Below are 24,259 nucleotides of genomic sequence, written 5' to 3' on the forward strand. Positions count from 1 at the left end.
GAACAGCCGAAGCTAACCCAAGATGGTTTTATCGGAGCGGATAGTTTGCAGCACGGTTGTAGCGATTTCTTCGATGGATTTGCTGGTGGTTAAAATCCACGGTATCGACTGACGGCGCATCATCGATGTTGCTTCGTTAATTTCATAGCGGCAATTTTCTAATTTGGCGTAATTGCTGCCGGGTCGGCGCTCATTGCGAATTTCGGAGAGTCGCTCGGGATCGATCATTAGTCCAAAAATCTTCGATCGGTGGGCAATTAAATCCTTGGGCAATTGACCGCGCTCGAAATCTTCAGGAATTAGGGGGTAGTTGGCCGCCTTCAGTCCGTACTGCATGGCAAGGTAGAGGCTAGTCGGCGTTTTACCAACGCGCGATACTCCAACCAAAATGACATCGGCATCGGCTAAGTTCTGATTGGACTGCCCATCATCGTGTGCCAGGGAGTAGTTAATCGCTTCAATACGGTTCTTATAGGCCGCTGTATCGGCATTGTGGTGCAAGCGATTCATCGCATGGGTCGACTTGAGGCCTAGGGCCTGCTCCAAGGGGGCAACGAAAGTCTGGAACATATCCAAAACCAAGCCTTGGGCTTTAGAGACAATGCCATTGAGCTCGGTATTGACGAGGGTGGTGAAGACAATCGGCTGGACTTGATCGCGCTGAAATGCCTCATTAATAGCCTCTACCGCGCTCTGTGCTTTTTCTACGCTATCCGTAAAAGGGATGCGGATTAGCTTAAAAGTAAGCTCAAATTGGGCCAAAATCGACTGGCTGAAGTTCTCGGCGGTGATTCCAGTGCCGTCAGACACAATAAACACAATGCGGGTGATGTTAGACATGGTTTTTTGAGGGGAAATAGAGGGGCTAGCACTACAATAGTCTTATATAAGTATGCCGTATTTATTCGGCTGCAGCACCGGTTTCCTTATCTTTAGAGAGTATTTATGTCCAACCCAAAACACCAAGACGCTTACGTTTTACCTTTTGAAGAACTCCGCATGACCGACGTTGAATCGGTTGGCGGTAAAAATGCCTCCCTCGGCGAGATGATTTCCCAGCTTGCCTCTGCTGGGGTTCGTGTTCCTACCGGTTTTGCGACGACCTCGCTGGCATTTCGGGACTTTTTAGCCCATAACGCCCTTACCGAGCGCATCCAGCAGCGTTTAGTCAATTTAAATATTGACGATGTCCGCGCCTTAGCAGAAGCTGGGGCAGAGATTCGTGGCTGGATTGAAACGGCCCCACTGCAGCCTCGCTTAGAGCAGGAAATCCGTGCTGCATTTGCCACGTTGGATGATTCGGGCAAAGGTTCATTTGCCGTACGTTCCTCTGCAACCGCAGAAGATTTGCCAGACGCTTCATTTGCTGGTCAACAAGAGACCTTCCTGAACGTAGAGGGTATTGACGATGTGCTCAAGACCATTCGTGAAGTCTTTGCTTCGCTCTACAACGATCGGGCGATTTCTTACCGGGTGCACAAAGGTTTTGCGCATGCAGAAGTTGCACTGTCTGCGGGTATTCAGCGCATGGTACGTTCCGATTTGGGTGCAGCGGGTGTCATGTTTACCCTGGATACCGAATCGGGTTTTGAGGACGTTGTTTTCATCACGTCCAGTTACGGACTGGGTGAGACAGTAGTGCAGGGCGCTGTCAATCCTGACGAGTTTTATGTCTTTAAGACCACCTTGGCTCAAGGTAAAAAAGCCATCATTCGCCGATCATTGGGGTCCAAGTTAATCCAGATGCAATTTGCCCCTGCAGGTTCTGCAGAGCGGGTAGTCACGGTGGATGTAGCCCCAGAAATGCGCAATCGCTTTTCTTTGGAAGATGCAGACATTACCGAGTTAGCCAAGTTTGCTGTGATTATCGAAAAACACTACGGCCGTCCAATGGACATCGAGTGGGGTAAAGATGGCAAAGATGGTCGCATCTATATTCTCCAAGCCCGCCCTGAAACTGTTAAGAGTCAGGCGGCAGGGCAGGTGGAGATGCGCTACAAACTCAAAGGTAACTCCACTGTCTTGGTAAAGGGTCGCGCGATTGGTCAGAAGATTGGCGCTGGTCCTGTGCGTATCATTCGCGATCCAAGCGAGATGGATCGGGTGCAGCCAGGTGATGTATTGGTAGCAGACATGACCGACCCGAATTGGGAGCCGGTGATGAAGCGGGCCTCGGCCATTGTGACTAACCGTGGTGGCCGTACTTGCCACGCCGCCATCATTGCGCGCGAACTTGGTGTTCCTGCAGTGGTTGGTTGTGGTGATGCAACCGACAAACTGCAAGACGGCATGATGGTTACGGTGTCGTGCTCTGAAGGCGATGAAGGCAATATTTACGACGGCTTGATTGAGACCGAAGTCACTGAAGTATCGCGTGGTGACTTACCTGAAATCCCCGTCAAGATCACGATGAACATCGGCAATCCGCAATTGGCATTTGATTTTTGCCAACTGCCAAACAAAGGCGTTGGCTTGGCACGCCTGGAGTTCATTATTAACAACTACATTGGACTCCATCCCCGCGCAGTATTGGAGTATCCAAACATCGATCCGGACTTAAAGCGCGCGGTCGAGAGCGTGGCTCGGGGTTATGCGAGTCCCCGCGCGTTTTATGAAGATAAATTGGTCGAAGGCGTTGCAACCATTGGCGCAGCGTTTTATCCCAAGCCGGTGATTGTGCGTTTATCGGACTTCAAGTCAAACGAGTACAAAAAGTTGATCGGAGGTTCACGCTACGAGCCCGATGAAGAGAACCCCATGCTGGGCTTCCGCGGGGCTTCGCGCTATGTCTCTGCTGATTTTGGTGAAGCCTTTGCGCTAGAGTGTTCCGCTATGAAGCGGGTGCGCGAAGATATGGGCTTGACCAACGTCGAAATCATGGTGCCCTTTGTGCGCACGATTAAGCAAGCAGAGCGCGTGATCGACATGATGGCCAAGTTTGGACTCAAGCGCGGCGAGAATGGCTTGCGCCTCATCATGATGTGCGAGATTCCGTCGAATGCCATTCTGGCGGATCAATTCTTGGAGTACTTTGATGGCTTCTCGATTGGCTCCAACGACATGACCCAACTCACCTTGGGCCTGGATCGGGACTCCGGCATGGAGCTGCTTGCAATCGACTTTGATGAGCGAGATCCGGCCGTGCAGTTCATGATTGAGCGCTCGATCGATGCCTGCTTAAAGCAAAACAAGTACGTCGGTATTTGCGGTCAAGGCCCATCGGATCACCCCGACTTTGCACGTTGGCTCGTGAAGAAGGGCATTACCTCGATTTCCCTCAATCCGGATAGCGTTGTTGGTACCTGGGAAATGCTGGCCAAGTCGGATTTAAGCTAATTGATGGGATGACTAGGCCCAAAGCCTAGGAGTAGTAGAGAGTGGATGGAATTTGAGGAGACTCAAAACCGCCACTCTTTTATTTTGCTTTTTTATTGGAGTTTGGCTTGGATTTGCCGCGATGAATTGGCACTGGGCCTAATCGCTTTGCCGTAGCAATAATCGACTTACCGCGGCGCGCACCATTCCAGTTGGGCTCGGGAATGTCCATAAATACATTCTTTAATTTTTCGCCCCACACTTGATGAATCATTGCAAAGTAGGGGTTAGCCTCGTCGATCGTAACTACCTTATCCGATCGAAATTGATTGCGTTCGTAGACGAGGAGATCTAGAGGTAGTCCAACCGAGATATTGCTATTTAGGGTCGAGTCCATCGATATCAAGGCGCACTTTGTTGCTAGGTTCAGCGGCGTTTTAAAGTTGACGACGCGATCCAGAATGGGTTTTCCGTACTTGGACTCACCAATCTGAAAGTAGCAGGTTTCTGGGGTAGCTTCGATGAAGTTACCAGCAGAGTAGATATTAAAGAGCCTGGGTTTTTCACCTTGTACTTGACCGCCAAAAATAAGATTGCAATTAAAGTCTATGCCGGCTTTTTGCAGTGCTTTAAAGTCACGGTCATATACCTGCTTGATGGCATCCCCTACAACAACCGCAGCTTCATGGGTATTTTCTGCATTCCATAGGTTGTTGCCATTGAGTAGAGTGCCTTGTAGCAAAATCTCCTTGACCGCCTGTGTAATTGCCAGATTGCCTGCACTCATTAGTGCAAAAAAACGATCCCCTTCCTTTTGAAATAAAGTCATTTTTCGAAAGGTGCCAACTTGGTCTACGCCAGCATTGGTGCGGGTATCGGCTAAAAATACTAAGCCCTCGTCTAAGCAAAGGCCGACGCAATAAGTCATACGGATTATTCCTTGGAAATCATGAAAAAAGTACTGCTAGGATAATTGATGTATGGAAATACTGGCGCTGAGCGATTCAGTGCCGCCCCCAGAGCGAACCCCTTTAATCGGGGCTGCAGAGTAATAGTCGCGACCCACCGCGAGGCGCACATGGCGCGAGTCGATTAGGCAGGCATGGGTAATATCGACGCTAATCCATTTGCCTTTATTGATGTCGAGGCAAAAATCAATCCACGCATGGCTCGCTAGATTCGGAGACTCTTCAGCAAAAAAGTAGCCGCTGACATAGCGTGCAGGGATATTCGCAGCGCGGCAAAGACCAAGCATGATGTGGCTGTGATCTTGACATACCCCAGCTCCCATTGCGAATGATTGCGCAGCAGTAGTGGCAAAGTGGGTTTTACCGGGGGAGTAAGGTATAGCATCTTGTACAGCCGTTGCTAATTGAAGTATGGCGTCGATCTGATTTAATTTGGGCATCACCCCAGAAAAGTAGTCCAGCATGGCATCCGATGGTTCGGTCAATGGGGTCTGCTGCAAAAGGTAGAAGGGTGATACAGCATGACTGGAGTCGCCAAGCTCAAATGCATCTACCGTATCAACCTCTCCCTCTGCCTCGATCACCATCGAGGTGTAGGGCGCTTCCTGAACAAAGACATGGCAGCGGTTTTCAAATGGATCTGAGCTCTGAGTTGACTTCATGGGGGTATGCAGTTTCCATTTGCTGGTTTTTTGCCCTGCCACATCAGGCGGGGTCAGGCGTAGCTCTTGAATGGAGTAATGCACTGGTGATTCATAGCGGTATTCAGTGCGGTGGTGAATTTTTAAGTGCATATATTCAGTCAGGGCTGAGTTTAGGCAACTGCCAAAGGGATCAGATATGTTTTGCTAAACGCATCGCCAATGTGGTTAATGCGCTCCAAAAATACCTTGATGTATTGTTCAAGGCCGATTTCAAAGACCTCGTCGATGTCGGCATAATCCAGGCTAGCCTGCAGTTTGCCCAGCAGTCGCTCGATGTCTTTTGCCTGGTGATTTTTGACTTGCGCCATTAATGGTATTAATTCATTAATGCAGCATATGAGTGAGCGCGGCATTTGCCGGTTAAAAATCAGCAGCTGGGCTACTTGTTTCGGCGTAACTTGATCAGAGTAAATTTGACGGTAGATTTCAAAAGCAGAAACCGAACGAAGCAATGCAGCCCAGTGGTAATAATCAAAAAAGTCACCATCAGCGCTACCCTCGGATCGTACCGTGCCACGCATTCCATCTAATGCATCACCGTCCTCGTACTTGGTTTCTAAAATGCGGGCGGTATTGTCGGCCCGCTCAAGCAGGGTGCCAATGTTCATAAAGTAAAAAGACTCATTCTTGAGCATGGTGCCGTACATGACTCCACGAAAAAGATGGCAGCGGTACTTAACCCACTCCAAAAGTCGACTGGGATCATCTTCCCCGCGCCGCTCGAGCCACTGTTGTAACTCGAGCCAGGTCGTATTTTGTGTCTCCCATACTTCAGATGTAATGCGGCCGCGGATGACTCTGGCATTTTCGCGTGCGGCAAATAGGCAGGAGACAATACTCGATGGATTGCCGCTATCGTAAATCATAAAATCCAGCACGTTGGTGCGGTTCACCGCCTCATACCGTTGATGAAACGCGCCCTCTAACTTAGAGATGGTGAGCAGCTTTAACCAACTCTGCGCTAAAAATGATTCGGGTTGTGGCAATAAAGACGTTTGGTGATTGACATCCAGCATGCGCGCGGTATTTTCTGCTCGTTCGGTATAGCGGGCCATCCAATAAAGGCAGTCTGCGGTTCTACTCAGCATGGCTATCCCTCAAGTACCCAGGTATCTTTAGTGCCGCCCCCTTGGGACGAGTTCACTACCAAGGAGCCCTCTTTGAGGGCAACTCGGGTGAGGCCGCCAGGAACCATCTTGATTGCTTTCCCAGAAAGCACAAAGGGTCGTAAATCAATGTGCCGCGGTGCTATTCCAGCATCAACAAAGGTCGGGCAGGTTGACAGTGCTAAGGTGGGTTGTGCAATGTACTTGCTGGGATTGACAATTAGATGCCTGCGGAATTGTTCAATCTCTTCCTTGCTTGAAGCAGGGCCAACTAACATGCCGTAGCCTCCAGCGCCATGCGTTTCTTTGACGACGAGTTCGGGCAAATGTGCCAGGGTATAGGTGAGGTCCTCGGTTTTTCGGCATTGATAGGTCGGGACATTATTGAGAATTGGTTTTTCTCCTAAGTAGAACTCAATCATTTGAGGAACGTAGGGGTAGATGGATTTGTCATCGGCAATACCCGTACCGATGGCATTGGCCAGGCTAACATTACCTGCACGATATGCTGAAAGAAAGCCAGCGACACCTAAAGTGGAGTCGGAGCGCAAGGTGAGGGGGTCTAAAAAATCATCGTCTACGCGGCGGTAAATCACATCAACGCGTTCAGGCCCCTGAGTCGTGCGCATGAATACCTGTTCGTTTTTGACAAACAGATCTTTGCCTTCGACGAGCTCCACCCCCATTTGCTGGGCAAGGTAGGTATGTTCAAAATAGGCCGAGTTATACATGCCGGGGGTTAGCACTACTACAGTTGGTTTTTTAACTTCATCGGGTTTTACTGCCTTGAGGCACTCGAGTAAGAGATCGGGATAGTGCTCTACAGGGGCTACCCGATAACGTTGAAACAAATCAGGAAATAACCGCATCATCATTTTGCGGTCTTCCACCATATATGAAACCCCCGATGGAACACGCAGGTTATCTTCTAGTACGTAAAACTCACCTTCGCCGGCACGCACAATATCGATGCCTGCAATTTGGGCATAGGTGTTTTTTGGAATATCGATGTGCCGCATTTCGGGGCGGTATTGGGCGTTATTGAATATCTGCTCTGCAGGAATAATCCCAGCACGAATGATGTCTTCATCGTGGTAAACGTCGTATATGAAGCGATTGAGCGCGTTTACCCGCTGACGTAGGCCTGCTTCCAGCATAGACCACTCTGCAGCGGTAAAAATGCGCGGAATTTGATCAAATGGAATCGTTCGTTCTGAGCCGGCATCATCACCATAGACTGCAAAGGTGATGCCGACCCGCCGAAAGATTAAGTCGGCCTCGGCACGTTTGAGTGCCATTAGGGCTTCACTTTGTTGGCCAAGCCACTGGTGAAAGTCGGCATAGTGAGATCGCGCCGAACCATTCAAGTCGAACATTTCATCAAAAGGCAATTTCATGCCTCAACGCTACCTTGCACCAGTAGGGTGAGCTTCTTGTAAGTGAAGCAGTCTGGTGCAATTGTGCACCAATTTAGTGCTTACTGGAGATCGCCCCGCGCGATTCGGGCTTTTTGAATCTCCCACTCCCGCTCTTTGGTGGTGGCGCGCTTGTCGTGCTGCTTCTTGCCGCGCGCCAAGCCAATTTCACATTTGACATTGCCTTTGGAGAAATGCAGGTTCAATGGGACCAAAGTGAAGCCCTTTTGTTCCACTTTGCCAATCAATTTGCGGATTTCCACGGCATTTAGTAATAGCTTGCGGGTGCGGGTAGGGTCTGTGACCACATGGGTCGACGCAGAAATTAAGGGGGTAATGTGGGCGCCGATGAGGTATAGCTCTGCACTGCGGATGACAACATACGCTTCTTTAATTTGGGCGCGCCCCGCCCGAATGGCTTTGACTTCCCAGCCCTGCAGTACGATGCCCGCCTCAAACCGTTCCTCGATAAAATAATCGAAGAAGGCTTTTTTGTTATCGACGATACTCATTGATTAATTTGCTCCACTAACCTGATTATGGCAGACGTCCACAAGACCGTTTTAATTGGCCAATCGGCTGATCGCATGTACTCGCTCGTCACCGACGTGGCCCGCTATCCGGAGTTTTTGCCTTGGTGCGGCGGGGTGGAGATTTATGAGCAAACCGAAACGACCTTGGATGCTAAGATTAAGATCAAGTTCAAGGGCATTGAGCAGTTCTTTCATACGCGCAATACCAACACCCGGCCTACGCAAATTGATATGACCTTTGTTGATGGCCCCTTTAAGCATTTTTCTGGCCAATGGCTCTTTATTCCCTTGCGGGAGGATGCCTGCAAAATCGACTTTAAGCTGCAATGGGAGTTTAAAAGCACGATTTTGGATAAGGTCATCGGCCCCGTATTTAGCTACATTGCCGGTACTTTTGTGGACTGCTTTGTAAAGCGGGCCGAGGAAACCCCCTAATGGAATTACTGATCTGCGATGCTCGCGGGGATGAGCCTGTGCTTAGGCCTTTTACTCTGCAGGCGTGGGCGGGTCTGGTCCCAACGGTTGGCGAGGCGTTGGTGCAGGCCGGATTGGCGAGCGGGCCTGAGGACGTTGGATTTAGCCGTAAAGGGGCCTACGGCGTCTTTGGCAAGCGCAAGGAGTGGGACAGCCCAATTTACGATGGCGACCGCCTAGAGCTCTATGCACCCCTGCAAATTGACCCTAAGACGGTCCGCCGCAAGCGGGCCAACCAAAATCGGGATGCCCACCTAAAGGCCGTCGCGGCTAAGCGCAAAGCCAGGAGGCTATAATCGGTTTTTGCGACTAGGGGTTTTGTATGCGACTCATCCAAAAAGCACTCACTTTTGATGACGTGCTTCTCGTACCGGCGTATTCGTCGGTTCTCCCTCGGGATGCCAGCTTGGCATCCAAACTCACTCGGGATATTTCCATTAATACGCCATTGGTGTCTGCAGCCATGGATACCGTGACCGAAGGCCGCTTGGCAATTGCCATGGCGAGTGAAGGCGGTATTGGTATCGTCCATAAAAACCTGAAGCCGGCTGAACAGGCTCGCGAAGTCGCCAAGGTAAAGCGCTATGAGTCTGGGGTATTGCGCGATCCGATTACGATTGGTCCAGATGTCACAGTGCGTCAGGTGATGGGCCTTTCAAAAGAGCATGGCTTTTCTGGCTTTCCGGTATTGCAGGGTAAAACAGTGATTGGCATTATTACCAATCGCGATTTGCGCTTTGAAGAAGATTTGGATGCACCCGTTAAAGTCAAGATGACACCGCGCGAGCGCCTAATTACAGTTAAAGAGGGATGTACGCTCGAAGAAGCAAAACGCCTCATGAGCAAGCATCGCTTAGAGCGCGTCTTGGTGGTGAATGATGCGTTTGAGTTACGCGGCCTTATTACCGTAAAAGATATTCTGAAAGCAACCGAGCACCCCAATGCATGCAAAGACAGCGAAGGCAAGCTGCGCGTTGGCGCTGCAGTGGGTGTTGGCCCCGATAACGATGAGCGCATTGAATTATTGGTCAAGGCCGGTGTCGATGTGATTGTGGTGGATACCGCCCACGGCCACAGCCAGGGCGTACTGGATCGCGTCAAGTGGATCAAAAAACACTACCCACAAGTACAAGTGATTGGCGGCAACATTGCTACAGGTGATGCTGCACTGGCTTTGGTCGAGTACGGCGCTGATGGCGTCAAGGTGGGAATTGGCCCTGGCTCCATTTGTACTACGCGGATTGTGGCTGGTGTTGGCGTACCTCAAATTACTGCGATTGTGAATGTCGCCAATGCATTGAAAGGCACTGGCGTTCCCCTGATTGCCGATGGTGGCGTGCGTTATTCCGGGGATGTAGCAAAGGCTTTGGCTGCAGGCGCCCACTCGGTGATGATGGGCGGCATGTTTGCAGGTACGGAAGAGGCGCCTGGCGATGTATTTTTATACCAAGGCCGCTCATATAAGAGTTACCGCGGCATGGGTTCACTCGGAGCGATGACTGACGGCGCTGCAGACCGCTACTTTCAGGAAGACATTAGCGCTGCGAATGCTGAGAAGTTGGTTCCAGAGGGTATTGAGGGCCAAGTGCCTTATAAAGGCAGCGTACTGACCATCCTTCACCAGCTGATGGGTGGTGTTCGCTCCTCGATGGGCTACTGCGGTTGTAAATCGATTGCTGAATTGCATGAGAAGGCTAATTTTGTGGAAATCACCTCAGCCGGTGTGCGCGAGTCGCACGTTCACGATGTGAAGATCACCAAGGAAGCGCCCAATTACCACATTGACTAAATGAGGATGGCCCGTGCACGATAAGATCCTCATTCTTGATTTTGGCTCCCAAGTCACTCAGCTGATCGCGCGTCGTGTACGCGAAGCAAAGGTGTATTCGGAGATTCATCCCTACGACTGCGACCCCGACTTTATTCGCCGCTTCATCCAAGAAGAAGGTGGCAAGGGCATTATTCTTTCTGGCGGCCCTAATTCAGTAACGCAGGGCGAGAGCCCACGAGCACCGCAAATCGTATTTGAACTGGGTGTTCCTGTTCTTGGTATTTGCTACGGCATGCAGACCATGGCAACGCAGTTGGGCGGAGCCGTTGCTTCTGCTGAGACGCTTGGTAAAGCCCGCGAATTTGGCTACGCGGAAGTGCGTGCCCATGGCCATACCGAATTACTCAAAGGCATTCAGGATTTTGCGACGACCCAAGGCCACGGCATCCTCAAGGTGTGGATGAGCCACGGCGATTCGGTAACGACTTTGCCCGATGGTTTCAAACTGATGGCATCGACTGACTCTTGCCCGATTGCGGGCATGGCGGATGAGGCTCGGCGTTTCTATGCATTCCAGTTTCATCCGGAGGTAACCCATACCCTGCAAGGGCCGGCCATATTAGATCGCTTTGTGCGCACAATTTGCGCTTGCCGTGGCGACTGGGTCATGGGCGATTACATTAGTGAAGCCGTAGCGCGCATTCAGGAGCAGGTCGGTAGCGATGAAGTGATCCTAGGCTTATCGGGCGGCGTGGACTCTAGCGTAGCTGCCGCATTAATCCACCGCGCCATTGGCAAACAACTGACCTGCGTCTTTGTTGACCATGGTCTCTTGCGCCTCAATGAGGGCGCGATGGTCATGGAGATGTTTGCCCGCAATCTTGGAGTTAAAGTCATTAGGGTCGATGCCGAACACGACTTTATGTCGAAATTGGCTGGTGTCAGTGATCCGGAAGCCAAGCGCAAAATTATTGGTAAAGAGTTTGTCGAAGTCTTCCAGACGGAGTCGGCCAAAATTAAGAATGCCAAATGGCTTGCCCAAGGAACAATTTACCCCGATGTGATTGAGTCTGCCGGTAAAGGTAAAAAGGGCGCGCATACGATTAAGAGCCACCACAATGTTGGCGGATTGCCGGATGACATGCATTTGCAATTGCTTGAGCCCTTGCGGGAGCTGTTTAAAGATGAAGTGCGTGAGTTGGGCGTTGCCCTAGGCTTACCGCGTGAAATGGTCTATCGCCATCCTTTCCCGGGGCCTGGTTTGGGTGTGCGGATCTTGGGTGAAGTAAAGCAAGAGTTTGCTGATTTACTGCGCCGTGCCGATGCCATTTTTATTGAAGAGCTACGTAATACGATCGATGAAGCGAGCGGCCAGTCATGGTATGAGCTCACTAGCCAAGCATTTGCTGTTTTCTTGCCTGTGAAGTCGGTTGGCGTGATGGGCGATGGGCGTACCTATGAATACGTGGTTGCCTTGCGCGCCGTGCAGACCCAAGACTTTATGACGGCCCACTGGGCGCACCTGCCGCATGAGTTACTGGGCAAGGTATCGAATCGCATCATCAATGAAGTCCGCGGCATCAACCGAGTCGTCTTTGACATCAGCGGCAAGCCCCCTTCGACGATCGAGTGGGAGTAGTCGGTTTTGGGTGACCGGGCGCTGGAGCCGAAGCTAAACCTCCCTGCATTGCCAGCGGGTCGACACTATCGCTTTCATGCGATGAATAAACCTTCTGGTGCTGAGTGCAATATCGATTGCGATTACTGCTTTTATTTGCACAAGACTGACTTACTCAAACACGACGAACATGCGCGGATGAATGATTCGCAGCTCGAGCAACATATTCGGCAATATATAGAAGCGCAAACCGGTGAGCAGGTGGTCTTCTCATGGCAGGGTGGAGAGCCTACTTTAATGGGCTTGCCATTTTATGAGCGCGTCGTAGAGCTGCAGGCCAAGTATGCCAAGCCAGGGCAGCGGATTGAGAATGATCTGCAAACCAACGGTATTGCGCTTGACGATGAATGGGTTGCGTTTTTAAAAAAGCACGGCTTTCATGTGGGCTTATCGATTGATGGCCCCAGGGAACTGCACGATTACTACCGTAAAACCCGGAACGGCAAGCCTACCTTTGACTATGTCTTGAGCGCCGCTCAAAAGCTGGCTAAGGCCGAGGTGCCATTTGCTGCTTTATGTGTTGTGAATCGCCAAAATGCCAAACAGCCCGAAGCGGTTTATCGCTTCTTGACAGAAGAACTTGGCACCTGGCGAATTCAATTTAATCCGGCAGTAGAACCGCGCAGCTTTAAGCAGAGCGCCCCAGGCAAGATGGATTTTTCCTCTGCGCCAATTCAAGACTCGGAGCGAGCCAAGCCAGGCCACCCCCTCTCGGTTGTTACAGATTGGTCGGTTGATCCCGATGATTACGGCCATTTTTTATCGGTCGTCTGGGATGAATGGCTGAAAAAAGACTTTGGCCGTATTCATGTCAATTTATTTGAAACCGCCATTGCCCAAGCAGCCGGGCTACCAGCTCAAACCTGTACGCAAGCAGAGTTCTGTGGCAAGGGATTGGCGGTGGAGCACGATGGTGAAGTCTACTCATGTGATCACTTTGTCTACCCAGAATATCGATTAGGAAATATTGCAGAGACGCACTTAGGGGATATGGCGTTTTCTGCCGAACAAGAAAAGTTCGGTATGGATAAGCGCGACACCTTACCCAAGCAATGCCGTCAGTGCGATTACCTACAGCTTTGCTGGGGCGAGTGCCCCAAAAATCGCCTGATCAAAACCAAAGATGGCGAAACGCAATTAAATTACTTGTGCTCTGGCCTGTATCGCTTCTATGAGCACATCGGGCCCGATGTGATCCGCATCTTGAGGCACTTGGGGCGCCTACCCCAGTAAATTTCTTTTCAGATCTACGTTATTTATTTTGTCTGGATCGCCGGGTAAATCGTACGCCAGTCTTTTTTCATATCCACTACGAGCCAATTATTTTTTGGGGCTAGATCTAGTGCGGTATTGAGCTTGCCAATTGCCGATTGGCGATCGTAGGCAACTTCCCTTGTGCCATCCGTATGATGAATAACTCCACCCAAGCGTGGCCCTGGAGTGCCAGTAGTCCATAGCAACATGTCTTGGTCGCCATCGGAATTGCCAAAAGCAATCACAGGTCGCTTGCCAATCTGGTGTTGAATAGCGAGTGGTTTATTTGGACCATCATTAATCCATTCAATTTCTGGCAGACCAATAATGCGGTATTGGTCATTTATATTGACAAACTTTGATTTAATCGCGCTACCAATAATGCGTTCCGGCGGAATGCCATAAGCCTGTTGTGTCCACGGACGCATGAACTCTGTGCCGCCACCAGAGACGATGTAATTGGTATAGCCATTGGATTTGAGGTAGGCCAATAATTCGAGCATAGGCTGATAGACCATCTCGGTATAGGGTCGATTGGTCACGGGATGGCGTGCGGTCTTCAGCCACTCACTAACGATTGCCTGAAATGCTTCGGTACTCATGCCGGCATGCGTTGCTGCAATCAGTTCAAATAATCCTTTTTGCCCGCTAGCCTTGATCGCTTGAATATCATTTTCTAATACGGCTTTAAATGGCTGCTGCGTTCTCCATTGGGGGTTTTGTGCAGCCAGTGCTTTAATTCGGTCGATCGTGAAGGCAATCTGAACATAAATGGGCTGCTCACTCCAAAGGGTGCCGTCATTATCAAACACCGCAATGCGCTCTTCTGGCGGAATAAATTGACTTGACCCAGGTTTGGTCGTTTCTTGAAGAAAGCGAATGATGGCTTTTTTACTGGGACCATCATTCCAGGCTGGCAGGGGGTCTTGGGCTAACGCGCTGCCTGAGAAAATAAAAATCAGACTGACGAAAAACAGTTTCATCTTGAGTAAATTGTATTAAATGAGAAGTGAGTACAAAAAAAATCTGCTACCAAACGGGCAGCAGATCTAATTTTAGAGCGATTGGGTAGCTTATTTACTTTGTGATTGGGTTACCGCCTCCATCACCCGATCTAAGTTGAAGCTACCAGGCTTTTGGCGCGGCGGAAACTCTTTAAAGCTCTGCAACCATTTGCCGACATACGCACCTGCCGGGGCAATCATGAACATGCGATCGAGGTACCAGCGCTGGTAACCCATGGCGTGTTCTTGCTGAGCCCGCTCAAACGGATCCATGCGAAGGTTAGTTAAGGCGGGGGCACGCAATACAGTAAATGGCTTTTGCCATACCTCAAGACCCTCCGCCTCTTGCTTCATGAAGGTGAGTTTCCAGTTGTCATAGCGTAATGCGGCAACGCTGCCATCGTCCGTCCAGTAGATAAACTCGCGACGTGGCCACTCTTTGGCCTCACCCTTGAAGGAGGGCAGTAGGTCATAGCCATCTAAATGCACTTTATAGGACCTGTTGCCAGCCTTACGGCCTTTGAGAAGATCCTGTTTTACCGTTTTATCACCAGCAGCGGAGAGCAGGGTAGGTAGCATATCCTCGTGCGCCGCAATATCGTTAACCACTGTGCCGGGCTTAATCACGCCGGGCCATTTGATCATGGCTGGAACACGATAGCCGCCTTCCCAGTTAGTATTTTTCTCGCCGCGGAACATGGTGGTACCGCCATCGGGCCAGGTGAATGTTTCAGCGCCGTTATCCGTGGAATACATGATGATGGTGTTTTCATCGATGCCGAGCTCTTTTAACTTGGCAAGCAATGTACCGACGTGCCCGTCATGTTCAACCATGCCATCGGCATAGACGCCGAGACCGGTTTTGCCACGGGATGCTTCTTTTAGGTGGGTAAAGATGTGCATGCGGGTGGAGTTCCACCAAATAAAGAAGGGCTTATCTTCTTTTTTAGCGCGCTCCATAAAGTCAAGCGTCTTCACCATCACTTCATCATCAATGGTCTCCATGCGCTTGCGCGTGAGGGGGCCGGTGTCATTAATTTTACCGTCCGCAAAACTATGAATTACGCCGCGTGGACCAAATTTCTTTTTGAATTCTGGGTTCTTGGGGTAATCGACGTTTTCTGGCTCTTCTTCTGCGTTGAGGTGATAGAGGTTGCCAAAAAATTCATCAAAGCCATGCGCCGTTGGTAGCATGTCATCGCGATCGCCCAAATGGTTTTTGCCGAACTGACCGGTTTTATATCCACGCGCTTTTAAAAGAGTTGCGAGAGTGGGGTCTTCCTTGCGCATGCCTTCGGGTGTCCCGGGCAGGCCTACTTTAGTCAGGCCCGTACGAATGGGAGACTGGCCGGTAATAAATGCAGCGCGACCAGCGGTACTACTTTGTTGCCCATACCAATCCGTAAATAGAGCCCCTTGTTTCGCGATGCTATCGATGTTCGGTGTCTTGTAGCCCATCATGCCTTGGTTGTAGGCGCTGATGTTGAACTGGCCGATGTCGTCGCCCCACAAAATTAAAATGTTGGGCGCTTTTTGTGCCAAGGCATTAGATGAGAGCAGGGCGCCTGCCGTCATGGCAAGGGCAAGGGAGGTTTTTTTCAGTTTCAAGGGCATGGAAATCTCAAGTTGCGGTACATATAAATGAAGTTCCTATAGGAACATAAACTCCATTCTATTTATATTAGCTCTAAGGCGAATATGCTGCTGTTGGCCAAATAATGGTGAGGGGTTTTTGTTGGAATAATCAGGACTACTTTGAGCCGTTATTTTCATTTGAGTCTAGTCGCCTACCCTTCACTTTACTGATAACCCGGTTTTGCTAAGGTACTGATTTTTATGAGAATTAGGCTGTTACAATGCGTTAACCACTATTTTTTGAAGCAAATCAAATTCGCATAAAACATGCCCCCTTTTAAAATAAGTGTTTGATTTAATTGATTTTATGGACCTGCCATAGAGAACCGGACTGCATTTGAGGGGCGGTTTTAGAGTAATTGCATCTGTGTAAAGTAAATGAGAGAGCAAAGCAATATGCAAAAAACCCGCCGACTTTTTATTGCTGCTTCGGCCATAGCGCCGATTGGGTGCAGCATCCCCATTTCCCGTGACCACGGTATTCCGGTAGCAGCGCCAATGCCGATGCCACTCGTGCGTTTGCCACAGATTGGGCAGGAATGGCGCTACCTTGAGCGTGATTTCTTCAGCGGCCAAACTCGTGGCGTCGTAGTAGAAAAAATTAGCAGCATAGGAAAGACCATCACAGTAAGTCGCTCGGATGAGTATGGCTCGCCATTGCCCAGTGAAATTCAGGGGCCGCATGGCATGGTGATTACTGATCCCCATTGGGGCAAGGTGCTGAATTTCAATCCAGCGATTCCATTGTGGCCCGAAAAAATGAGTAGCAGCTGGAATAAAGAAGTATTTTCTAAGTACAGCATCAGCGGGTATCCGCAAAATAAAAACGATTGGCAGCTCTATATGAGTGCCCACGGTTGGGAAAAAATTACCGTACCGGCGGGGGATTTTATTGCGTTACGTTTTCAGAATCTCATCAACTTTGAGAATAATGATCCGAATATAATCAACTCCATTCGCCGCGAAACTATCTGGTTTGCGCCGCAAATTGGGCGCTGGGTTGCGCGCGAATCTTCTGGTTCATTCCAAATTCAAGGTCAAATTGGCGCAGTCTTGCTAGAAAACAGCACAAAGTGGGAATTACTTTCGTGGGCCTGATTTAAGTCGATGTCACTCTTATCCTTGTCTCTTTTGCAGCGTGCTCTGAAATGCATGGCATTGCTGAGTGCGCTACTGCTTACCGCGTGCTTAGGCTCGGTTTCGCACATCCCTAAGACCCCTATAACAGCGCCCATAACCATTCCTGCAGTACGTGCTCCGGCAATAGGGCAGCAATGGGTATACGAGGTTCGCAATTACTTTAATGGCGAGTTGCTTGATGTGGTGACCGAGACTGTGGTCGAGATCGGTCCTAAGGTGCGGATTGCACGCCAAGGTCAAAAATTAGGCCCGTTACCAGATGAAATCCAGGAGCCCTGGGGCATGAACTTGCAGGATCCCAACTGGACACCGCCCCAGCGCTTTATAAAGCCTGTACCGCTATGGCCTGAAAAGCTGGTACCAGGGTGGTCTGGCTTTTATCGAACTCGTTATCAAGTAGTCGGGTTTCCAGATAATGATTTTTATTGGGGTCTGAATATTGATGCCAAAGCGTGGAACCGTGTAAAGACCCAGGCGGGTGAATTTGATGCTTTGCATTATGTCAACACGGCTGATTTTTTTGAGAGCGACGATTGGTTCCGAATAGCCAGTAATCGCCGCGAAAATGCGTGGTTTGCACCGGAGGTTGGACGTTGGGTCGTGCGCGAACGGTTTGGTGAATACCTTTGGCTTGGTATGCGTGGATGGTCGGAGTCCATCAAAGAGGACTACTTGCGCTGGGAGCTAGTCTCATGGAAGTGATCAAAACCAATGTATAGCGTAAAAGAACTTTTCGCTACCCTACAAGGTGAGGGCGCGCATGCTGGCCGTGCCGCGGTTTTTTGCCGTTTTGCGGGCTGTAATTTATGGAGCGGTCGCGAAGAAGATCGTGCCAATGCCGTGTGCCAATTTTGCGATACCGACTTTGTTGGCACGGATGGCGATGGCGGTGGAAAATTTGAGACTGCGCTAGATTTGGCCGCGCAAATTGAGCTTGCTTGGCAGGCAGCGGGTGGCGCTAGCCACCATCGTTATGTCGTGTTTACTGGCGGTGAACCTTTATTGCAACTCGATGCAGATTTAATCAGCGCACTGCATGCATTGCATTTTGAAATTGCGATTGAGACCAATGGCACGCTGCCTGTACCCAAAGGAGTGGATTGGGTTTGCGTGAGTCCAAAAGCGGGTTCTGAGCTAGTGGTCTTGCAGGCAGATGAAATGAAGTTAGTAGTTCCGCAAGTAGGCCATGATGGATTGGAACAACTGCTGACGCGGTTTGAGCGAATGGACTACCGACATCGCTACATTCAGCCCATGGATGGGCTGCTGCGTTCAGAAAACACGGCATTAGCAGTGCGTATTTGCCAAAACAGGCCGCTCTGGCGGCTGAGCTTACAAACCCATAAATGGATCGGAATTCGATGAGCATCCCCACCCCAGCCATTACCATCACCCGTCGGCTTGAGTTTGATGCAGGACATCGCATTCCTCACCACGATGGCCAATGCCGTCATCTGCATGGGCATCGCTATGCGATTGAGTTAACCGTATCGGGCGATGTGCTTGAGACCCCTGGCAAGGCAGACGATGGCATGGTGCTTGACTTTGGAGACATCAAGCGCCTGGCAAATGAACATCTGGTCAGCTTATGGGATCACGCTTTTTTAGTCGCCAAAGAAGATCAGGCAGTAGTCGCATTTTTAGCCAGCATGCCGAATCACAAGACAGTGATATTGGATCGGGTGCCCACAGTCGAAAACCTCGCGCAAACTGCCTTTGCGATTTTGGAACCTATTTTTGCCGAGGCGTTTCAAGGACGGTTGCGCTTAGCCTCCATTCGTTTGTATGAAACCCCCAATTGCTGGGCTGACATAAGCCAAAACTAGACAATGCAGGCCGATATCGATCAGCAATTTATGGCGCTAGCCATAGAGCAGGCTAACTGTGCTGCTTTAGCTGGTGAAGTGCCGGTCGGCGCTGTAATAGTGCGCAATGGCCAAGTCTTAGCAAAAGCCTTTAATCAACCAATCGGTTTACATGACCCCAGCGCCCATGCTGAGATGCTGGTGTTGCGTGCCGCAGGGCAGAGTGAAGGCAATTACCGCTTGCCTGGAACGACGCTGTATGTCACTCTAGAGCCCTGCGCCATGTGTGCAGGAGCGATGCTACATGCGCGGGTAGAGCGGGTGGTTTATGGCGCGCCGGATCCGAAAACAGGTGCTGCCGGAAGTGCTCTGAATTTATTTGCCAACCAGCAAATTAATCACCAAACCCAAGCTGAGGGCGGTGTGTTAGCAGAAGAATGCGGCCACGTTTTAAAACGCTTTTTTAAGGAGCGCCGTTAATGCAAGTGCAGTTAATTGCCCCATCGGGCGCTAGTTTGGATGCGCGTAGTCCACAGGCTGGCATTTCCTGGTTAATCGGGCAGGGTGTATCTGTGCTGAATACGGAGTGCACAGAGCGCGTCCACCAGCGTTTTTCAGGTAGCGATGCAGAGCGAGTAACTGAACTAAATAGTCTTTCTGCATTGCCTGCAAGCACAACGGTGATGGCGATGCGCGGCGGCTATGGATTGCATCGCCTGCTCGGGAGTATTGAGTGGCAGGCAATTCACAAGGCAGTAAAGGCTGGCCTGCAGATTTGCGGGCACAGTGATTTCACGGCATTTCACCTAGGTTTGCTTGCAAAAACCGGCAGCATTAGCTTGGCTGGGCCCATGCTCAATTACGATTTTGGTCGGATTGACGAGAACCAGGTTGTAGCGCCTGATCCATTCATGTGGACCCACTTTCAACGTGCAGTTCAGAAGCGCAGCCTGAGTGCGCAAGTCAATACAAGTCAGCAGCTCAGCGGCTTAGGAAGCAAAACAAAAAACAGTACTGGCATGCTCTGGGGTGGCAACCTAACGGTTCTTACGAGTTTGATTGGCACGCCTTACTTTCCTGCCGAGCAACAATATCAGAATGGCATTCTTTTTCTGGAGGATGTGAATGAACACCCTTACCGGATTGAGCGCATGCTCATGCAACTGCTCGACGCTGGAATCTTAGCAAAGCAAAGCGCAATCGTAATGGGTGGATTTTCAGCTTACCGCTTGTATGACAACGATCGTGGCTACAGTTTGCAAGTGGCGTTTGAGCTAATCCGCAGCCGTTTGCCCGGTTCAATTCCAATGTTGACGGATCTACCATTCGGACACCAGCCAAATAAATTGACATTACCTGTGGGCGCTATTGTTGAAATCGAAGCAAACGATGCCGGCTATTCCTTGCAAGCCGATTGGTAATCTACTCTAGGTAGCTTCTAAGGAATGCCTTTAAGCCTCGCCGGATTGCAAGGTGTAACTAGCCCCAGAATCCAATCCCAAGGCGTTTTTCAGAATAGGTAATGCGTCTTTGAGATGATCGCGCAGAGTCCAGGGTGGATTAAACACAAACATGCCACTGGCCTGCAAGCGCCGCTCACCGGGGGCGTTTTCAACCCGTAACTCAGTACGAAGCCAACTGCGTTGATGGGCTTTCGCAATGGCCTTCAGTCGATCCGGTAGTGCAATCGATTCGCGCCGCGCAATCACGGGATACCAGATGGCATAACAGCCGGTCGCAAAACGGCCAAGGGCTTCCTCTAGGCACAACTCCAGATTGCGATAATCATTTTTGTCCTCATAGGACGGATCAATTAAGACAAGCCCACGCCGGCTCGGCGGGGGCAATAATCCTTTGAGTCGACTAAAACCATCGGCAGAATAGACATCCACTTGCTTTGCGCGATTGAGTTGATTGATATTGCTACGCAAAATATCAATTTCATTGGGATGTAGTTCAAATAAACGCAGGCGATCCTGTGGGCGCAATAAACGGGCCAAGATAAAAGGAGAGCCTGGGTAGAGTGCAGCACTTTCTGCGGCATTCTCGATGGCAACGCAGGCCAAGTAGTCAGTGATGCTGGTTGGCACATCCGCGCCAGTACTTGCCAGATAGTCTTTAAGGCGAACAATACCGCCAGCCGATTCTTGGCTAATGGCAGCAAAGCCATCCTGTAGGTTGTATAGGCCCGCGCCAGCGTGGGTATCCACAATCGACAGTGCCCCCGGCTTTTCTTGCAAGTAACGGAGCAATTGAATCGCAATTAGATGCTTCAGAATGTCCGCGTGACTGCCCGCATGAAAGGCGTGCCGATAACTAAACATGCCTTAGATACGCCTGCGGGACTGCTGCTGCAAAAAGACGGCAAGCGTGAGTAATACAAGCGCAATGCACGCATATTGCAATGGCAAATTGAATGGGTGATCTAAAGTTTGATTTAGCAAGACGTAAAGCGAGGCAAGGCCGCCGATGGCGATCAGCCTTAGCCATGGACTGCGGGGCGATAGCTGTTTGTTTGGTAATAAGCATGCCAACTTAGCGCCAATCAAGCCGCACCAGATGCCGAGTCCCGCACCAACCAGTACATCGGTTAGCCAGTGGGCTCCTATGGCATTGCGCGAAAGCCCAACAGCACTTGCTGCAATGAAAAGCAATATAAAGGGTTTGCGTTTTTCGGCAGGAACGATAAAAAAGTAGGCGCTAGCAACCGCAAATGCGGTGAGGGTATGGCCTGATGGCATCGCCTTATGAAACACCGCCTCGCCAATCCGGTAAAACTCATGCTCTTGCAAAATCCCAGCAGGGCGTGGCAGGCTAAATCCATTCTTAAGTACTGCGCTGATGATGGCGGCAACGCCACCTGCAAAGATTCCCGCGCTGAGCGCACGTGGAGCAAGGATTAATAAGGGGAATGAAAGTGCAAAGACACCCCAACCATTGCCTAAAAATGTAATCCAGGTCCAAATCCAATCCGGAGCCAAGCGGGTTACCGCATTAATCGCAAGGAATGTACTTTGTTGTGATTCCGTAAAGTAGAGCGCAGCACCGATTCCGATGGGAACCAGGGGAATGCACCAAGCAACCCAAGAGAAGCGGGCGCCCATGATTGACTTAGCGTGCGCGATCGGCAGCGTCCAACTGGACTTCTACCTTAGCAAGAACATCGGCCACCGTAATGGCCTGCATGCAGACATTATTTTGGCACGGTGTTTTACGGTGATTGGCAGCACTGACGCAGGGTGAGCACGCCAAGTTAGCCGTAATTGCAATCGAATTACCAATGGAGCCATACAGTGCTGGCGTTTCAGGTCCAAACAATACAACCGTACGCAACGGAGTTACTGCAGAAAAGTGACCTGGTCCAGAATCGTTTGTGACCATTACATCCGACAGACTGTAGAGCGCAGGCAGTTCACCAAACTTAACCTGCCCAGCGAAATTGATCGCCGCTTTTACTTCGGCAACACGGCGCACCTTCTCCACATAATCAAATTCAGCTGGAGATCCGGTAATCAAGATCAAATCAGCCGGCCAGCGGGCGTGTGCTGCGCGTATCAGCTCCGAAAAGCGCTGCTGTGACCACCGCCGCTGCGGCAATAGATCGCTGGCATTGGGATTGATCAAAATGAGGCGCTGTTGGCCATGACGATAAGGTACATCGGCATTGCGGGCCAAAGACTCAATGCGCTCCAATACCGCATTACGCACGGCCGGATCAATGACGGCCTGCGCCAGCTGAATTTCGTCATCGCGAATCTGAATTTTGCTAAATGGGATTTCGATTTCAGTGGCAAAGGCCGCATGTATTAAGGAAAAGAAATTCTTGGTAATGTGGATGTGTGGGTTGTAATGCACTTTGCGTGTCAGCATCGTGCCACGCCACAATCCCTCACCATGGAAGATGTGATAACCCACACGTCTGCGAGCGCCACATAGGCCAGTTAGCAATGCAGTAAAACGTGAGAACAGTTCCAAGTCGATTACGGTATCGATGCCACGCATGCGCGCCTTGATTAAAAAAGCGATGGTATCGACAAGCAGTGTTCTGAGGCTGGAGGCATCAATCGTGAAAATATTTTCAGGTTTGACCGTGTTCAGCAAAGTAAGGCTGGCCTGATTACTCTTGAAGATTAAGAAAAAAAGTTCTGCGCCGCGCGCTTGCGCATTGCGCATGGCGGGGTCCACCAAGATTGCGCTGCCCATTTCGGAGAGTTCAATAAAGAGGAGTTTTTTTGGCGCTTTGGAGTTGGCAGTAAAAATTCCCTTCACGAAATCAATGAGTGCTACTACTGGGCTCATCAGCGCGCAAAGTGGTACACCGACCCAATGGTCGATGGCTCGCATGGTATTGACACTAATGCTCATAAATAACTTATCTTCGCGTTAAAAAGTGGGTGCATGGCTATTTTCGCTTGAGAAGGGCATAAGCACCAGGCAAAACGCAGAAAAGGGTCATGGCGCCATAGCTAATGGAGCCCAATACGGTCAGTGAAGGGTTGATGCCCCACAAGGCCAGAACCGATACCAAGGTTGCCTCCCGCAGACCCCAGCCCGAAATACTAATCGGCAACATCAGTAATAGGCTCAGGGCAGGCAAGCCAATCATGAGTGCCTCAATCGGCACTTCGGCGCCATAAGCTTTTAAACAAAAACCCAAGGCAAAAATAGTTAGAAAATGAATGCCCATGCCAAATATTGCTTGCGCAATGTTCATCGGCCAGGCAAAAGCCATTCGCACTCCAGGCAATGCACTGCTCATCCGAAAACGATCCAGTAGTTTTTGCAGTAGCACGCGTGTTGGTCCCCACGCCAATCCAATCGCCGCAATCAAAAACGATGCGGCCATGACTGCCATGACGGCATAGCCTAGCTGATTGCCCCATGCGGCCAAGGTAGCCCCGCCCAATATGAGACCAATACCGCCGAGTAAATTGTTTCCTGCAAGTCCAAGTAAGCGATCAACGAAGGTCATTACAAATCCCAGTCGCAAGGTAGGATCGACTTGCTCGAGGCTTACTTCCTGATGCAGCTCGGTGTCGAGTTTTTTCTCTTCAGATGCGCTGCTCGCTAATTTCCCGCTGGGCTTTAGGTGGCTGCCGGTGATCGCACGGTAACTGTCGCCGCCTAAGGTGCTTGGAAGACCTTGATTAATCAGGCCGCCTGCAAAATACAGGGAAATGTAACCCGCAATGCTGCCTTGAAAGCCCACGCTGCGCATGAGCAAACCCCAGCGTAGGCCACCGCATAAAAATGCACCACTCAAGCAGAAAAAAGCCGCCACAAACCACAGGGGTTCTATTTGTAAATCAGATGCAAATAAGGCTGCCCAATCAATTCCGCTGGTTGCTTTCCATAACAGGGCAATTGACAGCACAACCCGTATGGTTGGCCAGCTGCGTTTTAGAAGGTACTTCCAGCGCGGGGACGTGCTTGCTGGGGCCGATTTTGCGCTCATAG

General features: G+C 50.4%; 24 protein-coding genes. 12 read left to right on the plus strand and 12 right to left on the minus strand.

Annotated features, from left to right (window positions below):
- Nucleotides 1–12: 12 nt before the first annotated feature.
- Entirely contained in the window at nucleotides 13–840 is an 828-nt protein-coding gene (locus tag Q8M75_RS06455) for a pyruvate, water dikinase regulatory protein (RefSeq protein ID WP_305487529.1), read from the minus strand.
- Between the two features lie 105 nt (nucleotides 841–945).
- On the opposite strand from Q8M75_RS06455, the gene ppsA reads away from it, so the two are divergent.
- Nucleotides 946–3,336, plus strand: coding sequence for a phosphoenolpyruvate synthase (ppsA, locus tag Q8M75_RS06460; RefSeq protein WP_305487531.1), 2,391 nt, complete (start codon nucleotides 946–948; stop codon nucleotides 3,334–3,336).
- 79 nt (nucleotides 3,337–3,415) lie between these two features.
- Here the strand turns inward: ppsA and Q8M75_RS06465 are convergent, their stop codons facing one another.
- The 5 genes from Q8M75_RS06465 to smpB all read right to left on the minus strand — a co-directional run bounded on the left by Q8M75_RS06465 (nucleotide 3,416) and on the right by smpB (nucleotide 8,020).
- A complete protein-coding gene (locus tag Q8M75_RS06465; RefSeq protein ID WP_305487533.1) occupies nucleotides 3,416–4,243 on the minus strand; it encodes a proteasome-type protease in 828 nt (275 codons plus the stop codon).
- Nucleotides 4,244–4,279: 36 nt separating this feature from the next.
- The gene (locus tag Q8M75_RS06470) at nucleotides 4,280–5,077 is read right to left on the minus strand and encodes a transglutaminase family protein (protein ID WP_305487535.1); all 798 of its coding nucleotides are present in this window, start codon (nucleotides 5,075–5,077) and stop codon (nucleotides 4,280–4,282) included.
- A 20-nt stretch (nucleotides 5,078–5,097) separates the two neighbouring features.
- Nucleotides 5,098–6,075: an alpha-E domain-containing protein gene (locus Q8M75_RS06475; RefSeq protein WP_305487537.1), complete on the minus strand. Its 978-nt coding sequence runs from the start codon at nucleotides 6,073–6,075 to the stop codon at nucleotides 5,098–5,100.
- 2 nt (nucleotides 6,076–6,077) lie between these two features.
- The gene (locus tag Q8M75_RS06480; RefSeq protein WP_305487539.1) at nucleotides 6,078–7,490 is read right to left on the minus strand and encodes a circularly permuted type 2 ATP-grasp protein; all 1,413 of its coding nucleotides are present in this window, start codon (nucleotides 7,488–7,490) and stop codon (nucleotides 6,078–6,080) included.
- 80 nt (nucleotides 7,491–7,570) lie between these two features.
- Entirely contained in the window at nucleotides 7,571–8,020 is a 450-nt protein-coding gene (smpB, locus tag Q8M75_RS06485) for an SsrA-binding protein SmpB (RefSeq protein WP_108469312.1), read from the minus strand.
- A 27-nt stretch (nucleotides 8,021–8,047) separates the two neighbouring features.
- Here smpB and Q8M75_RS06490 point away from each other — a divergent pair, with 27 nt between their 5' ends.
- From Q8M75_RS06490 to Q8M75_RS06510, 5 genes are all read left to right on the plus strand, one after another.
- Complete coding sequence (locus tag Q8M75_RS06490) at nucleotides 8,048–8,476, plus strand: type II toxin-antitoxin system RatA family toxin (protein ID WP_305487543.1); 429 nt, start codon at nucleotides 8,048–8,050, stop codon at nucleotides 8,474–8,476.
- Nucleotides 8,476–8,811 carry an RnfH family protein gene (locus tag Q8M75_RS06495; protein WP_305487546.1) on the plus strand — a complete coding sequence of 112 codons (336 nt, stop codon included), beginning with the start codon at nucleotides 8,476–8,478 and terminating at the stop codon, nucleotides 8,809–8,811. The genes Q8M75_RS06490 and Q8M75_RS06495 overlap by 1 nt, the downstream gene beginning before the upstream one ends.
- A gap of 26 nt (nucleotides 8,812–8,837) precedes the next feature.
- Nucleotides 8,838–10,304 carry an IMP dehydrogenase gene (guaB, locus tag Q8M75_RS06500; RefSeq protein WP_305487549.1) on the plus strand — a complete coding sequence of 489 codons (1,467 nt, stop codon included), beginning with the start codon at nucleotides 8,838–8,840 and terminating at the stop codon, nucleotides 10,302–10,304.
- 13 nt (nucleotides 10,305–10,317) lie between these two features.
- Nucleotides 10,318–11,925, plus strand: coding sequence for a glutamine-hydrolyzing GMP synthase (gene guaA, locus Q8M75_RS06505; RefSeq protein WP_305487551.1), 1,608 nt, complete (start codon nucleotides 10,318–10,320; stop codon nucleotides 11,923–11,925).
- 81 nt (nucleotides 11,926–12,006) lie between these two features.
- Nucleotides 12,007–13,197, plus strand: a complete 1,191-nt coding sequence (locus Q8M75_RS06510; protein WP_305487553.1) for an anaerobic sulfatase maturase — start codon at nucleotides 12,007–12,009, stop codon at nucleotides 13,195–13,197.
- Nucleotides 13,198–13,220: 23 nt separating this feature from the next.
- On the opposite strand, the gene Q8M75_RS06515 is transcribed toward Q8M75_RS06510, so the two are convergent.
- Nucleotides 13,221–14,201, minus strand: a complete 981-nt coding sequence (locus Q8M75_RS06515) for an HAD family phosphatase (RefSeq protein WP_305487555.1) — start codon at nucleotides 14,199–14,201, stop codon at nucleotides 13,221–13,223.
- A gap of 90 nt (nucleotides 14,202–14,291) precedes the next feature.
- Nucleotides 14,292–15,836 carry an arylsulfatase gene (locus Q8M75_RS06520; RefSeq protein WP_305487557.1) on the minus strand — a complete coding sequence of 515 codons (1,545 nt, stop codon included), beginning with the start codon at nucleotides 15,834–15,836 and terminating at the stop codon, nucleotides 14,292–14,294.
- A gap of 417 nt (nucleotides 15,837–16,253) precedes the next feature.
- Between Q8M75_RS06520 and Q8M75_RS06525 the strand changes: the two genes are divergently transcribed.
- From Q8M75_RS06525 to Q8M75_RS06550, 6 genes are read left to right on the plus strand one after another with little or no spacing between them, the layout of a single operon-like run.
- Nucleotides 16,254–16,955 carry a hypothetical protein gene (locus Q8M75_RS06525; RefSeq protein ID WP_305487559.1) on the plus strand — a complete coding sequence of 234 codons (702 nt, stop codon included), beginning with the start codon at nucleotides 16,254–16,256 and terminating at the stop codon, nucleotides 16,953–16,955.
- Between the two features lie 9 nt (nucleotides 16,956–16,964).
- Entirely contained in the window at nucleotides 16,965–17,699 is a 735-nt protein-coding gene (locus tag Q8M75_RS06530; RefSeq protein ID WP_305487560.1) for a hypothetical protein, read from the plus strand.
- Nucleotides 17,700–17,708: 9 nt separating this feature from the next.
- Nucleotides 17,709–18,362 carry a 7-carboxy-7-deazaguanine synthase gene (gene queE / locus Q8M75_RS06535; RefSeq protein WP_305487562.1) on the plus strand — a complete coding sequence of 218 codons (654 nt, stop codon included), beginning with the start codon at nucleotides 17,709–17,711 and terminating at the stop codon, nucleotides 18,360–18,362.
- The gene (gene queD, locus Q8M75_RS06540; protein WP_305487563.1) at nucleotides 18,359–18,823 is read left to right on the plus strand and encodes a 6-carboxytetrahydropterin synthase QueD; all 465 of its coding nucleotides are present in this window, start codon (nucleotides 18,359–18,361) and stop codon (nucleotides 18,821–18,823) included. Before queE ends, queD begins: the two co-directional genes overlap by 4 nt.
- Before the next feature lie 3 nt (nucleotides 18,824–18,826).
- Complete coding sequence (gene tadA / locus Q8M75_RS06545) at nucleotides 18,827–19,282, plus strand: tRNA adenosine(34) deaminase TadA (RefSeq protein WP_305487564.1); 456 nt, start codon at nucleotides 18,827–18,829, stop codon at nucleotides 19,280–19,282.
- The gene (locus tag Q8M75_RS06550; RefSeq protein WP_305487565.1) at nucleotides 19,282–20,223 is read left to right on the plus strand and encodes an LD-carboxypeptidase; all 942 of its coding nucleotides are present in this window, start codon (nucleotides 19,282–19,284) and stop codon (nucleotides 20,221–20,223) included. Before tadA ends, Q8M75_RS06550 begins: the two co-directional genes overlap by 1 nt.
- A 30-nt stretch (nucleotides 20,224–20,253) precedes the next feature.
- On the opposite strand, the gene Q8M75_RS06555 is transcribed toward Q8M75_RS06550, so the two are convergent.
- Genes Q8M75_RS06555 through Q8M75_RS06570 form a run of 4 tightly spaced genes read right to left on the minus strand, consistent with a single transcriptional unit; the run spans nucleotide 20,254 to nucleotide 24,257 of the window.
- A complete protein-coding gene (locus tag Q8M75_RS06555; protein ID WP_305487567.1) occupies nucleotides 20,254–21,126 on the minus strand; it encodes a 23S rRNA (adenine(2030)-N(6))-methyltransferase RlmJ in 873 nt (290 codons plus the stop codon).
- Between the two features lie 3 nt (nucleotides 21,127–21,129).
- Complete coding sequence (locus tag Q8M75_RS06560) at nucleotides 21,130–21,906, minus strand: phosphatase PAP2 family protein (RefSeq protein WP_305487569.1); 777 nt, start codon at nucleotides 21,904–21,906, stop codon at nucleotides 21,130–21,132.
- A gap of 7 nt (nucleotides 21,907–21,913) precedes the next feature.
- The gene (locus Q8M75_RS06565; RefSeq protein ID WP_305487571.1) at nucleotides 21,914–23,167 is read right to left on the minus strand and encodes a glycosyltransferase family 9 protein; all 1,254 of its coding nucleotides are present in this window, start codon (nucleotides 23,165–23,167) and stop codon (nucleotides 21,914–21,916) included.
- Between the two features lie 37 nt (nucleotides 23,168–23,204).
- On the minus strand, nucleotides 23,205–24,257 hold the full coding sequence (locus tag Q8M75_RS06570) for a lysylphosphatidylglycerol synthase transmembrane domain-containing protein (protein ID WP_305487573.1): 1,053 nt from the start codon (nucleotides 24,255–24,257) through the stop codon (nucleotides 23,205–23,207).
- Nucleotides 24,258–24,259 lie beyond the last annotated feature (2 nt).

It is taken from the genome of Polynucleobacter sp., from assembly GCF_030693775.1.
In the GTDB taxonomy this organism is placed as follows: Bacteria; Pseudomonadota; Gammaproteobacteria; order Burkholderiales; family Burkholderiaceae; genus Polynucleobacter.